This is a genomic window from Brevibacillus jepli (assembly GCF_047229145.1).
Classification (GTDB): Bacteria; Bacillota; Bacilli; order Brevibacillales; family Brevibacillaceae; genus Brevibacillus.
This window is the reverse complement of the sequence record NZ_JBFEFW010000010.1, coordinates 19,504-31,883: the sequence shown is the minus strand read 5'-3', so window position 1 is coordinate 31,883 and position 12,380 is coordinate 19,504. Positions and strand designations below refer to the sequence as shown.

18 protein-coding genes are annotated in these 12,380 nt (G+C 47.4%); 1 reads left to right on the top strand and 17 read right to left on the bottom strand.

The genetic code is table 11. The features are described from left to right. Window positions 1-37 precede the first annotated feature (37 nt). From AB1L17_RS12625 to AB1L17_RS12610, 4 genes are read right to left on the bottom strand one after another with little or no spacing between them, the layout of a single operon-like run. The gene (locus tag AB1L17_RS12625; protein ID WP_412845193.1) at window positions 38-766 is read right to left on the bottom strand and encodes a YphF family lipoprotein; all 729 of its coding nucleotides are present in this window, start codon (window positions 764-766) and stop codon (window positions 38-40) included. Between the two features lie 16 nt (window positions 767-782). Then, complete coding sequence (locus AB1L17_RS12620) at window positions 783-1,130, bottom strand: 2Fe-2S iron-sulfur cluster-binding protein (RefSeq protein ID WP_412845192.1); 348 nt, start codon at window positions 1,128-1,130, stop codon at window positions 783-785. Window positions 1,131-1,146: 16 nt separating this feature from the next. Continuing rightward, window positions 1,147-1,443, bottom strand: a complete 297-nt coding sequence (locus tag AB1L17_RS12615) for a 2Fe-2S iron-sulfur cluster-binding protein (protein ID WP_412845191.1) — start codon at window positions 1,441-1,443, stop codon at window positions 1,147-1,149. A gap of 12 nt (window positions 1,444-1,455) precedes the next feature. Further along, entirely contained in the window at window positions 1,456-1,644 is a 189-nt protein-coding gene (locus AB1L17_RS12610) for a DUF2768 family protein (protein WP_412845190.1), read from the bottom strand. A gap of 134 nt (window positions 1,645-1,778) precedes the next feature. Here AB1L17_RS12610 and AB1L17_RS12605 point away from each other — a divergent pair, with 134 nt between their 5' ends. Beyond that, complete coding sequence (locus tag AB1L17_RS12605; RefSeq protein WP_412845189.1) at window positions 1,779-2,252, top strand: hypothetical protein; 474 nt, start codon at window positions 1,779-1,781, stop codon at window positions 2,250-2,252. A 120-nt stretch (window positions 2,253-2,372) separates the two neighbouring features. Here AB1L17_RS12605 and AB1L17_RS12600 read toward each other — a convergent pair whose 3' ends face one another. The 13 genes from AB1L17_RS12600 to AB1L17_RS12540 all read right to left on the bottom strand — a co-directional run bounded on the left by AB1L17_RS12600 (window position 2,373) and on the right by AB1L17_RS12540 (window position 12,370). Then, window positions 2,373-2,642 (bottom strand): stage VI sporulation protein F, encoded by a 270-nt coding sequence (locus AB1L17_RS12600; protein WP_412845188.1) that lies wholly within the window; start codon window positions 2,640-2,642, stop codon window positions 2,373-2,375. A 70-nt stretch (window positions 2,643-2,712) separates the two neighbouring features. After that, complete coding sequence (locus AB1L17_RS12595) at window positions 2,713-3,765, bottom strand: NAD(P)H-dependent glycerol-3-phosphate dehydrogenase (RefSeq protein WP_412845187.1); 1,053 nt, start codon at window positions 3,763-3,765, stop codon at window positions 2,713-2,715. A gap of 13 nt (window positions 3,766-3,778) precedes the next feature. Continuing rightward, window positions 3,779-4,381, bottom strand: coding sequence for a glycerol-3-phosphate 1-O-acyltransferase PlsY (gene plsY, locus AB1L17_RS12590; RefSeq protein WP_412845186.1), 603 nt, complete (start codon window positions 4,379-4,381; stop codon window positions 3,779-3,781). A 15-nt stretch (window positions 4,382-4,396) separates the two neighbouring features. Continuing rightward, a complete protein-coding gene (gene der, locus AB1L17_RS12585; protein ID WP_412845365.1) occupies window positions 4,397-5,710 on the bottom strand; it encodes a ribosome biogenesis GTPase Der in 1,314 nt (437 codons plus the stop codon). Window positions 5,711-5,763: 53 nt separating this feature from the next. Beyond that, a complete protein-coding gene (locus AB1L17_RS12580) occupies window positions 5,764-5,946 on the bottom strand; it encodes a capping complex subunit for YIEGIA (protein WP_412845185.1) in 183 nt (60 codons plus the stop codon). A 3-nt stretch (window positions 5,947-5,949) separates the two neighbouring features. After that, a complete protein-coding gene (locus AB1L17_RS12575) occupies window positions 5,950-6,855 on the bottom strand; it encodes a YIEGIA family protein (protein WP_412845184.1) in 906 nt (301 codons plus the stop codon). A 7-nt stretch (window positions 6,856-6,862) separates the two neighbouring features. Beyond that, entirely contained in the window at window positions 6,863-7,498 is a 636-nt protein-coding gene (locus AB1L17_RS12570; RefSeq protein ID WP_412845183.1) for a YphA family membrane protein, read from the bottom strand. Between the two features lie 82 nt (window positions 7,499-7,580). Further along, window positions 7,581-8,633 carry a type 2 isopentenyl-diphosphate Delta-isomerase gene (gene fni / locus AB1L17_RS12565; RefSeq protein ID WP_412845182.1) on the bottom strand — a complete coding sequence of 351 codons (1,053 nt, stop codon included), beginning with the start codon at window positions 8,631-8,633 and terminating at the stop codon, window positions 7,581-7,583. 77 nt (window positions 8,634-8,710) lie between these two features. After that, window positions 8,711-9,883, bottom strand: a complete 1,173-nt coding sequence (gene rpsA / locus AB1L17_RS12560) for a 30S ribosomal protein S1 (RefSeq protein ID WP_412845181.1) — start codon at window positions 9,881-9,883, stop codon at window positions 8,711-8,713. Window positions 9,884-10,069: 186 nt separating this feature from the next. Then, the gene (locus AB1L17_RS12555) at window positions 10,070-10,663 is read right to left on the bottom strand and encodes a lysophospholipid acyltransferase family protein (protein WP_412845180.1); all 594 of its coding nucleotides are present in this window, start codon (window positions 10,661-10,663) and stop codon (window positions 10,070-10,072) included. After that, complete coding sequence (gene cmk / locus AB1L17_RS12550; RefSeq protein WP_412845179.1) at window positions 10,660-11,331, bottom strand: (d)CMP kinase; 672 nt, start codon at window positions 11,329-11,331, stop codon at window positions 10,660-10,662. Before cmk ends, AB1L17_RS12555 begins: the two co-directional genes overlap by 4 nt. Window positions 11,332-11,478: 147 nt before the next feature. Next, window positions 11,479-11,670 carry a hypothetical protein gene (locus AB1L17_RS12545; RefSeq protein WP_412845178.1) on the bottom strand — a complete coding sequence of 64 codons (192 nt, stop codon included), beginning with the start codon at window positions 11,668-11,670 and terminating at the stop codon, window positions 11,479-11,481. A 16-nt stretch (window positions 11,671-11,686) separates the two neighbouring features. After that, the gene (locus AB1L17_RS12540; RefSeq protein ID WP_412850736.1) at window positions 11,687-12,370 is read right to left on the bottom strand and encodes a flagellar brake protein; all 684 of its coding nucleotides are present in this window, start codon (window positions 12,368-12,370) and stop codon (window positions 11,687-11,689) included. Between the last annotated feature and the right edge of the window lie 10 nt (window positions 12,371-12,380).

Genomic DNA, 12,380 nt, shown 5'->3' with positions numbered 1-12,380 from the left:
AAAAACGACCCTTATCAGAGTCGTTTTGTTGCTGATGTTAATTTAGCTTGAGAAGCCTTGGTTCACCATCAACCATTTCATATGGAAATGATTTCGCTGGTACGAACATCGAGTTGCGGGCTAGTACGTACCTTGGATCTGTTTTTTCAGGCACGGTTGCTTTTGTATCCCGAAGCATTTGCGCGATATCTGCCGCATAATCGATCCCGACTTGCCCATCTGCATTCATAACGAGTGGCAATAAGTAATTCCCCATCGTAGACGGTACCTGCCACGTTTTCAAACCGAGCCTGTCATGATCAATGGAGAAGTAACCGTTACCCAGATCAGCGAGGACTGGAAGCTTTTCGAAATGTCCTTTGTATCGGTCCACCTCGCTCTGTGCGTCTGCTACCGCACTAACCGCAGTCAAATGAATGAGCTTAACCGTCGGCTTTGTATCCACATCAATTAATACATACTTGTAAACTCCGCCTTTTTCAAACGCGTTTCCAGGTACATCTGGCATGTATTTCGGGATCATCTTGCGGAAATCAATCTCGTATTTCTCAAAAATAGGAGTATCGAGGGATTTCGTTACGATCGGTAACACCGCTGTGTCTTTTTGAAATTGCTCAATCGCTTTTTGTGTAGCTTCTACAAAAAACGTACTAGGAATTTGATTCTCTGCTTTGCGCTCATCCGGATACAAGCATCCAGATAAAAGGGTAGACAGAATCGTCAAACTGATGACAAGCTTGAACGATTTTCGCCATAATTGCCGCATCTTATGTACACACCTCTTATATTCCATCTTCATTTTCATTGCGTTGTCGCTCGAGGGCAGCCGCCACCACCGATTTCAGCTTGCTCTCCGGGATTCTGACTGTACAATCCTTCTCTGTCATTTTCGCCTGACAAGCCAAACGAACCCCTTTCTCGAGATCCTTCTCAGGCAGCTTGCGCATCTCTAGCACTGTCGGCGGGCACAGAAGGCCATCCTCCACGACTACGCGGCACATCAGACAAGAAGCGTGCCCACCGCATCTCTGCGGGATTACGACACGAGCCGAAGCTGCTACACTAACAAGTGTTTGCCCAGTCCGCGCCTTCACACTCTTCTTACCCGGGAGAAAAGTTACTTTCCCCATCTCGTCACTCCCTTTGCTAATACGGCCGATGAGCTACCTTGATTGTTCCTGATCCAACAATCTTCGTCTGGCACCCTAATCGGAAGCCTTCTGCGCGTTCTGCCTTGCGCAACCGCAACTTTTCTTCTTGTGTCACTTCGTTTAAATACTCTGCACCTTCCACAACATGTGTACGGCACTGTGCGCATACACCTCTTTGGCATGCGTGACCCCATATGACGTTGTTCTTCTTGGCAATTGACACAATGGATTCGTTCATCTCGAGAGGAACTTCATGACTGCCTGAGTGAGTGAGTAATGTGATCTTCGACATCCTTATCCCTCCCTAGACAAAAATCACAATCAAAATCATGACAAGCACGACGAGTAATAGTAAAAATGCGACCGTTTTCACAAGAAACCGTAAAAGCGAATTGTTTATTTTTCTGGCAAAGATCATGATTAAATTACAGACGAACATTAGCCCAATGGCAATTAAGGAAATGTTCATCTTTGTCATAGGATCAATATACATCTGGACTGCAGCATCCTTTGCATTTTTTGCTTTATTATACCATACTTCCCCCTCTTCGTCTGACGCTTGCGAACCTAATACTAGACATTCGCATAGACTATCGTGATGAATTCGCCCATTGGAGGGATGAAACGTTGAGTAATAAAGTAAATAATCGAAAATGGCGGAATCCATACGCACCTATACCGAGCAAAAAATTAAGCGACCAGGTCGAAGAGGTCTCCCTTTCCATCACACCAAAAAGGATTCTGCCGGCGGTTGATTTGCGCACCTCTGTTTCGAAAATGCGCCATAACATCAAAGGGATCGGCAGCACGATTCGTCAAGTCGAAGACACGATGGATTCGTTGTACGGGGCGATGGAAATGATCGAGAATCTCGGAAAACGCCAGGCTGAGCCTGAAGTAGCCGCTGAAAAGCCTGTTAGCAAGAAAAAAGCCGCTGCCGAGCCGCCTAAAGCAGCTGAAACGCCACAGGAATCGGGATTAAGCAACCTTTTAGCCAATATCGATATCGGTCAATTATTAGGTCTCCTGCAATCACCTTTGGTCCAAAACCTGATTACGCAAGTCGGAAGCAGCTCCAAGGAACGAAAAAAAGAGGGATGAGATCCCTCTTTTTTTCTTGCTATCTGTAGGTCAGCCATGTCCCTGTAGAGCCATGATTGTTCCTAGTCTTACTGTATGACGGTTTTTGTAGCAGGTAACGGGCATAATCGCCCATTTCTCTTACTTGAGCAGCTTGGTCAGCGAGGACATGTCACTCAGGTTAATTTCCTGATTGCGAAACATTTCAATGACCTTATCTTCCTTTTCAGGCGTTAACTGCTTGCCACTAAGGGTAGCGAGCGTCTTAATAATTTGGCGAAGCTTGGTCTCGTCTTCAAAATCACTGCGCTTGACCTGACCAGCGAGTGAGCGGAGCTTTTCTTCATCCACATTTTCTGTCGCTTTTCCTTGCAGTCGCTCAAAAAGACGTCGTGACATATTATTCATCATGAATCTCCTCCTGCACATGGGCTTTCACCCTATCGTATGTGCAAGAGCCTAAATAGGTGATACTCTTTATTTATTCTCCGTCCGGATTGAGGTACGCCATCTCGAAGGTTTTTCCTCGCCCCATCAGTTCTTCTACGCCTTGACGAGCTTCTTTCCCTTCAAACAACATGCCGTACAGAACGGATGTGATTGGCATTTCGACTTGTTCGCGTCGCGCTAAAGAAAAGGCTGCATTGGTCGTGCGAACACCTTCGACAACCATCCCCATCTGGGCCAGTACGTCATCGAGCTTCTTACCTTGTCCGAGCATATAACCTGCACGCCAGTTTCGACTGTGCTTGCTCGTACATGTCGCAATCAAATCACCAACACCAGCAAGACCCGCAAACGTAAGTGGCTTCGCGCCGAGCTTAATACCCAGACGGCTGATTTCTGCCAAACCACGAGTCAACAAGGCTGCTTTGGCGTTATCCCCATACCCTAATCCATCAGACATACCCGCACCAAGTGCAATGATGTTCTTCAGCGCTCCGGCGATCTCAGCGCCAATCAAATCCGGGTTGGTGTACACTCGAAAATTCGTATTCATCAGCAGGTCCTGGGAGCGCAGCATGCTTTCTTCCGATTCCGACGCCATGACAATTGTCGTTGGCTGCCGTTTGACCACTTCCTCCGCATGGCTCGGTCCTGAGAGCACAGCCAATCTTGACGAAATCTCCTGCGGCACTTCTTCTGCAATGACTTCTGACATTCGTTTCAGGCTTTCCAGTTCAAAGCCTTTTGTCGCATGTATCAAAAGTACATCTGGCTCTAAAAACGGAGCCATTTGCTGACAAATTTGGCGCATGGCATGTGACGGAACCACCAGCAGAACAATACGCTTGCCAACAACAGCCTCTTGAATATTGGTAGTCGCAACAATATTGGCAGAAAGCTTTTCACCCGGCAAGTACTTCTCGTTCACGTGCTTGCTATTGATTTCTTCCGCAAGCTTGGCATCACGTACCCAAAGCGTAACCTGGTGCCCGTTGTCCGCCAAGACCGTAGCAAGTGCCGTTCCCCAGCTTCCGGCACCAATCACAGTAACGTTTTGAACCAATACGTCCCCCTCCACTTTTCTCATATCCGTACGTAAATTATCCCAGCTTTCGGTTGGACTTGTCTCCTAGTTTCCGTTCGTTTCCTGCAAGAAGATTGCGGATATTATTATAATGACGAATGTAAGCAAAGATTGCGATCGCCAAGCTCGCCCAAAAAAAGGAAATAGGTTTGTCCAACAAGTAGATGGCGATTGGGATAACCGTTACGATAATCAATGAACCTAATGAAACAAAGCGAGTGATCGCAATGACTATGACAGCCAACACGGCAGCGATCAAAAATGCCAAGGGAGAAAAACCCAACACGACACCTAGCGTGGTCGCAATGCCTTTTCCCCCGCGGAATCCAAAAAAGATCGGCCAATTGTGACCAGCGATAACAAACAAGCCGGCTACTGCGTACGCTGCCGGGTCCCCTGTCATCAAGTGAGTCATTCCCATCGCAGCTATTCCTTTAATTGCATCAAGAAGGAGAACGGCAATGCCGGGGCCTTTTCCTAACACTCTGAGAGTATTGGTTGCACCGGCATTTCCGCTGCCATGAGAGCGAATGTCAATTCCTGCGACTTTTTTGGCGATAAGATAGCTAAAGCTAATAGAACCGATTAAATAGCTAAGCACCCAGGATAATAACACCATGGCGTTTTTCTCTCCCTACGTTTTTTTCCGCGTCCAGATTCTAACTGGCGTGCCTTCAAACACGAATGCTTCACGGATCTTGTTCTCTATGTAACGTTCATAGGAGAAGTGCATGAGTTCTGGATCGTTCACAAACAGAATGAACGTCGGTGGTTTCACCGTCGCTTGTGTCGCATAGTTGATTTTCAAGCGTTTACCACGATCAGATGGTGGAGGTGTACGGATCGTCGCATCTGTTACCAAGTCGTTGAGAACTGCGGTAGGAATGCGCATTGTATGTGCTTGGGCTACCTCATTGACCTTTGGCAAAATCGTATGGACACGCTGTTTTGATTTTGCAGAAACGTACATGATTGGAGCGTAATCCAGGTATTTAAATTCTTCGCGGATCAACTCAGTGAAACGCTGCATCGTTTTGTCATCTTTTTCGACAGCATCCCATTTGTTGACGATAATGATCACGCCGCGACCAGCTTCATGTGCATACCCTGCGATCTTCTTGTCCTGCTCGATAATGCCTTCTTCACCGTTAATGACAACAAGAACGACATCAGAATCCTCAATGGAGCGCATCGCACGCATCACACTGTATTTTTCCGTTGTTTCATACACCTTGCCGCGCTTGCGCATACCTGCCGTATCTACAAGAATGTAGCTTTGGTCATCACGCTCAAACGGCGTATCGATCGCATCCCGGGTCGTTCCAGCAACATCACTGACAATCACTCGCTCTTCACCGAGAATCGCATTCGTCAAGGAAGATTTCCCTACGTTTGGACGACCGATGATGGATACGCGAATGACATCTTCTTTTCTTTCCTCGTCATCCTCGGCCGGGAAATGCTGAACAACCTCTTCTAGCATATCGCCTAAGCCAAGACCATGGCTACCGGAAACAGGGTATGGCTCGCCCAAGCCCAAGGAATAAAAGTCGTAAATATCTGCGCGCATTTCCGGATTATCCGCTTTGTTCACCGCGAGTACGACAGGCTTCCCTGTACGATTCAGCATACGTGATAGTTCAACGTCCGCATCGGTTACACCTGTACGGCTATCTGCAATCATAATGATGACATCTGCTTCATCAATCGCGAGCTCTGCCTGGTATCGCATCTGTGTAAGAATTTCGTCGGTCTCGCCAAACTCAATTCCACCGGTATCAATCACATGGAAAGTATGGGTTAACCATTCGCCTTTCCCGTACAGGCGGTCTCGGGTTACTCCCGGCATATCCTCCACGATCGCGACTCGCTCGCCAATCAATCTGTTAAAAATCGTGGACTTCCCCACGTTGGGTCTCCCCACAATGGCTACCACTGGTAATCCCATAATCAACAACACTCTCTCTCGTTTACGTTTTGACTAGCTAATCATACCATACACTACTTATGCCGAACAATGATAAGGGTATCGGCGCTCACTTCATGCACCATTGCGTCCAGTATCTTTTCCAATGTGAAAGCTGTTTGCTGCATATTCTCCGTAGTAGACTCGATAAAGATCGGTACGCCACCGGCTATCCTGTCTTTGTTCGTCGTAATCACAGCCAAGATCAATCCTGTCATGACCTACATCTCCTTTTTCACGATTCGGGTCTTCGTTGGCATTCGGAAGACGCTTTCGAGAATCGGGACTGCACGAATGACGGACGCTGCCCTCTCCAAATCTTTTTCTTGCGGCAATATAAATACACCCAATTTTCCTGATTGTATATCACGTTTCACCAATGGCGTAAGCGACGGCTCTCCCGTATCTGTGTATACCCCAAGCTGCGTCGCAACATCGTGCAGGATTGCTTGACGCTGTCCGGGGTGAGCAATCGTCACTTTTGCGTTAGCATCCCTCGGTGTAAGTACAAAGCCGACACCTTGCTCACGGATAATCTCCTGGGCATCCGTCAGCCCGACGTTCATAATGTAAATGTCGTTCACATACAAGTCTTTTCCGTCCACTCTTACTTCGCCAGGCTCGATTTCTGCAATTAGCGATAATGTTTTTCCAGAACGTAGCTTACGAGAAATGATTAAGGCAATGATCCCAGCAATCACACCTCCCCACCAATGAAAAAGAATCGTAGCCGTAGTCGTTAACAGGGATGTAAACATCACCATGTAATTGCGTCCTTCAAACACCATCGCGATCCCTTCGATATACGGGCCTCCACGGGGCACCAGCTCCTGCTTATCGATCTCAGTGAGCGTAGTGCGCTCCATGTTCCTGACATCCCGGAATTGCTGGGCAGCAACAGTCAAAAACGTAACTGCCGTGTAATTCTCTTTTAGCAGGGCAGGGACGGCTATTGCTCCTAGCGCGGATGCAATCACCCCAAGTGAAACATGAATAATTTTTCCGTGGGGGTAGGTCGGATATTGACGATAATCAGTACGCAATAGATGAATTCGACACAAAATGCCGAACACAAAGCCCAGAATCAGTGGAAAAACGTATTCATATGCTAGCAGCTCCTTCAACACCTTAGCGTCACCTGCCCGTATCGGAATGGGAAGACTCTGTTTCTTTTCTGCCGAGGATACGACGAATGGCGAACCAGACGATGCTAACGAGAACCCAGAGCGATATGCCACTCCACATCAAGTCCTGCGCATATTCCGTTCCCAGATAACAGGAACCCGACAGCCTCCAAAAAAATAGCGAATGAATCGCATCTGCCAGCGGCAATGTGATCATGAGTTGAAACAATTGTCCCAGACTGGTTCTGCTCATTAATAAAATCACACTGACACAAACGGTAGGCACGATGACTTTCTCATCCCAGAACAACAAGATCGGATCGGTAAAAAACAGCCAACGCAACCAAAATAACAAGACGGCCGTTGCCAGTGCACTGAGCAAGTACAGCCGACGTATTTTGGGCATGAGCTTGGTGTAAAGCACAATGCTTGCGATCAGGGGCAGTATCGTTCCACTGAGACTGACTTGAATGGGTGCAAAATACATTTCCCAGCTGACAAAAGAACTGATTAAAAACGCGCTGATGACTGCGAGCACTTGCTTGCGTTCCAACCTCATGTTACGCAGCGGCAAGTCAAAGCTTCCCATCCAGACAAAACAGAGCAAAGACCACTGGATGAGAATCGCAACGGTTCCCTCGTTCATGTTCATCTCCTCAAAATTGTGGTTGTCTCCCCAAAGTATGCCTCAACCAAGGAAATTTCATGAATGAACGGCTCGTCCAGCATTAACGTTGTGCCAATCTCTCCAGCTGCCCATGACGAAGCCTGGCACGCTCCGCTGTTTTTCCCGTGATGATGACTGGAGTCTGAATAGCGTCTGCCAAGCTTTTCATACCAAGCGCCGTCATTGCCACCCGTATTTGCAGATGCCATCTATCCACGGTAGACAAACATTCTTCTACTGATTCATTTTGAACTAAACGCAGCATTGCTCCAGCCACGCCAACAGCTGACGCCCCAAGAGATGCAGCTTTTACAACATCAAGCCCATGACGAACACCACCTGTTGCTATGTACGACATTCCCGAATGACCAACGCCATCAGCTTCCAGCAGGCTCTCTACTGTCGTGAACCCCCAGTCCTCAAACATGCTATGAGGATTGTCGCTTCGCATATTTTCAACCTGGGCAAAATTCGTTCCACCCTTCCCACCCACATCGATTGCTCTGATCCCGATTTGTATCAACTTCTCTATCGATTCCTTCGCCATGCCAAAGCCAACCTCTTTGACAATAACGGGTACATCCAGACTCTCCCTGATTGCTTGAATTCTCTCTAGATAGCCGCGAAAATCCCTGTCGCCCTCCGGCATCAACAGCTCTTGCATTACGTTCAGGTGGATTTGCAGACCGTTTGCCTCAATCATATCCACTGCTGCTTTGGCCTGATCCACCGTCGCCTCCGCTCCGACATTTGCAAATAGTATTCCATGCGGATTCTCTTTTCTTACAATTCGGTAGCTGTCCATCACTTCTGGATCACGCAGGGCGGCCATTTGCGACCCAACCGCCATAGCCAAATTGCGTTCCCTTGCAATTATCGCCAGCTTTTGATTGATGGGGGTCGTACCGCCTGCTCCGCCCGTCATCGCATTAATCATGATCGGCGATGAGAGTCGCAAGGAAGCAACTTCTGTATCTAGTAAGGCGTCCGCAAACGCTGTATTTGGCAAGCTGTTCGGAACAAAGCTGACATCATCAAAGCTATTGGCCCCGTATTCCCCCGTTACGAGCGCATTTCGAATATGGTCTAGTTTTCGATTCGAACGTTGATCCATCGTAATCCCCCTCGACTATTTCACTCCAGAAAAAAGGGATACGCCAGAGCGTATCCCCATGAATCCTGCTATCTATCTTACTTGAACTTGTCTTTCAGATCAGCGAACAACTCGCCCAACGTCACGCCCATTGGCTGGTTGTTTTCTTGCGTGAATTGTTGTTGTTCACGCTTGCTCGCACGCTCTGCCTGCTCTTCGCGGTCTTCTTCAACTGCACGGATACTGAGGCTGATGCGCTGTTCTTGTGGAACAACATCCAAAACTTTCACCTGTACCTCTTGCCCTTCTTTCAACACTTCGCCTGGTGTATTCACACGGCGATTTGCGATTTGGGAGATGTGTACGAGGCCTTCAATTCCAGGAGCCAGCTCAACAAATGCACCGAAGGACACCAAACGTTTTACAGTACCAGTTGCAATGGAGCCCGCTTTGAATTCTTCGGCAACACTTGCCCAAGGACCCGCTTGTGTTTCTTTAATGCTAAGTCCAATACGCTCGTTTTCACGGTCAATTTTAAGAACTTTCACTTGTACCTTGTCGCCTTCCTTCACTACATCGGATGGCTTATCTACACGGTTCCAAGCTAGTTCAGATACGTGAACCAATCCATCAACACCACCGATATCGACGAAAACACCGAAATCAGTCATGCGCTGTACAGTTCCTTCCAATACTTGGCCTACTTGGATTTTATCCAGAACGGATTGCTTTTTCACTTTTACTTCGTCTTCCAAAACCGCTTTGTGGGACAGGATCACTTTGTTCTTTTCCTTATCCATTTCTACCACTTTCAAAGCCAGCGTTTTGCCTTTGTAGTCGGAGAAATCTTCTACGAAGTGACGCTCAACCATAGAAGCAGGAATGAAGCCGCGAACGCCTACATCTACAACCAGTCCGCCCTTCACTACTTCCTTCACAGTTGCTTCGATGATGTCACCAGCTTGCATTTTTTGCTCGAGATCAGACCAAGATGATTCCATCGCTACGGCTTTCTTGGAAACGACGAGTTCTTCTTTCTCATCGTTTAGCTTGATGACCTTTACTTCAAAAGTATCACCAACCGCTACGACATCAGATACTTTTTCAACATGCAGTGGAGACAATTCACTGATAGGAATCAGACCATCGTACTTGTAGCCAAGATCTACAAGCGCTTGTTTGTCCTCAACTTTTGTTACGGTTGCTTTTACGACATCCCCTACAGAAATCGTTGTTGCATCCGTCAAGCTTACGTTCGTTTCTTCCATCATTCAAAAGACCTCCTTAATACCATCCAGTCCCAAACCGTCTATGTACAGGTTGTGTGCAACCTCACTACACGAAGCGGGAGCATGTATATTTTTAACTGTCGCCTGATGGCTGGCAGTTAGTACTGATGAAGCCAGTAAGTTCCAGCAGATTTAGTATTCGTCCCTTTCGCAATTCTATACGGTTTGCTAAGAGAGATGCTGGTTCCGTAATTGCTTGATATGCTCCATAATCAAATCGCTCGTTTCCTTCAGCGTATCGGCACTCGATTTGGCCTCACGCAGATGAGTCAGATCGATCGGTTTTCCGTATACGATCTTAATGGAACGAAACGGTCGATATGGACCGATGATTGCTACCGGAATGACAGCGGCTTCTGACTTAAGTGCAAACATAGCCACACCCGGCAACGCCTCTCCTGGTTCCCCTGTTATGCTCCGGGTTCCTTCAGGAAAGATTCCAAAGATTTTTCCATCTTCCAGCAATTTGAGAGTCGTACGGATTGCCGCACGATCTCCTGCGCCCCGTTTGACCGGAAATGCGCCGAATTTGGTAATGAGAAAAGATAAGACCGGAATTTTGAAAAGCTCTTCTTTGGCCATGAAATAAACCTGTCGTTCGATGCCACTTCCGAGAAGCGGTGGGTCCCACAACGAAATATGGTTGGCACAAAGGATCACTGGGCCTTCCTTAGGTATATGTTCACGCCCGATCACTTGCCAACGAAAGACAAGCGAAAAAATCATGCGAAAAAAACCTCTGAATAGACGATAGTAACTCAATGGGTTGACTCTCCCGTTCGCTTGCAGATTTGCAAGATGCGATCGACCACCTGATCAATGGTCATTCCTGTTGTATCTACCAAAACGGCATCTTCCGCCTGGCGCAACGGAGCCACTTCTCTCTGCATGTCCCGTCGATCTCGCTCTTCGATTTCTTTTTCCAGTTCAGCCAAGTCTGTCTGGGTACCTTTTGCGAGCAGTTCCTTCCAGCGGCGTTCTGCGCGCTCCTTACTGGAGGCCGTCAGAAAAATCTTCACATCTGCATCAGGCAGAACATGTGTACCGATATCTCTGCCGTCCATGACGACATTGCCTTCACTTGCCAAGCGTCTCTGAAGCACAAGCATTTGTTCACGAACGGAACCATAGCTCGCTACAATGGAAGCGTACTGACTCACTTCTGTGGAACGTATCCAGCCTGTGACATCGATGTCATTCCAGTATACATGCTGCTGTCCGCTATCTCGAACCAGTTGAATCTTGTTTTTTTGCAAAAGTTCGGAAACTGCGGGCTCATCGTTGATAGGGAGCTGATGATGGTGGACAGCCCAAGCAAGCGCTCGATACATGGCACCCGTGTCAATGTACACGTATTCCAGTTGTCCCGCTACTTTTTGGGCGACAGTGCTTTTGCCTGCTCCCGCTGGTCCATCAATGGCAATGTTCATTACTTCTCACCTGCTATGTACGTTAGTTCGAATGGGAATAAAACAAGAAAAGCTTCTGTCGAAGCCCTTTCCCAATTCTTTGTGTGATGAAAAAAGTTATCTATGTTATCTATTATAGTACCATAGTATGGAAGCATGCGCAAACCCTTAGGGCTCTCTGGGCACGCCTTCCAAGCGCTCTGTTTCGATAAAAAACAACCGTGCAGGTACGTACTGAATGAGGATTTCGCCTACAGTCAGTACAATCGCGCATACGACAATTCCAATCATGATGCCTTTTTCAATCCGTTTGGAAAAGCTGCGAAAACGCTCATTGTATTGACTGGTCAATAGGGTCACTTCCTCAGATGAAGCGTCAGTCCTCGACGCCTTTTTTGCGAAGCTCTAGCTGTCTCTCGTAACACGCTCTAACCACTTTTGCCCGATCTTGCTCACTAATTTGGGTGAACTTGCCAGAAACCCACTGATGCAATCCTTTTTCTTCTGCTGGCTTTTGTCTCACGATTTCCATGACGACAAAAGCGTGTTGGATCTGTCCATTTTTGTTCGGAAGGGAAATCCAGACGTGCAAGTTGTCTTTTTCCTTTAAATGAAAGCTTTCGTCACAGCTAAATGACAACCCTCCACCACTAATATCCAATGTCCGCGCCAAAAAATGATAGCGACGAATCGGATCATCCAGCTTAACTGCGATGTCTACCGTGGTGTCAATTCTCAAGTAATTTCGGCGTTGCGTCCGTACAATCTCCTCTTTTGCAGGCAGTTGCAATAGCAGTACAGGAATGTCATTGCTTTGTCTGCCTACAATCGCAGAACGGAATTCATACCTTGAGCTATCCTCACCCACATACCAAACCGAGCATGCTGTCCCCGGTTGGAATACACCAGTTCGTCCAGTGTTTTCGCTGGTCGGCAGCTCAATAGATGCTACATCATCCTTCATATCCGTCACGCGGCTTTTGAAAGTTTGCAGCTCGGTTTCCTCAGAGGAACTCATGAAGTTTAATCGTATGGTTTGTCCTATTCGTGGAAGCATCATAGTGTAAATG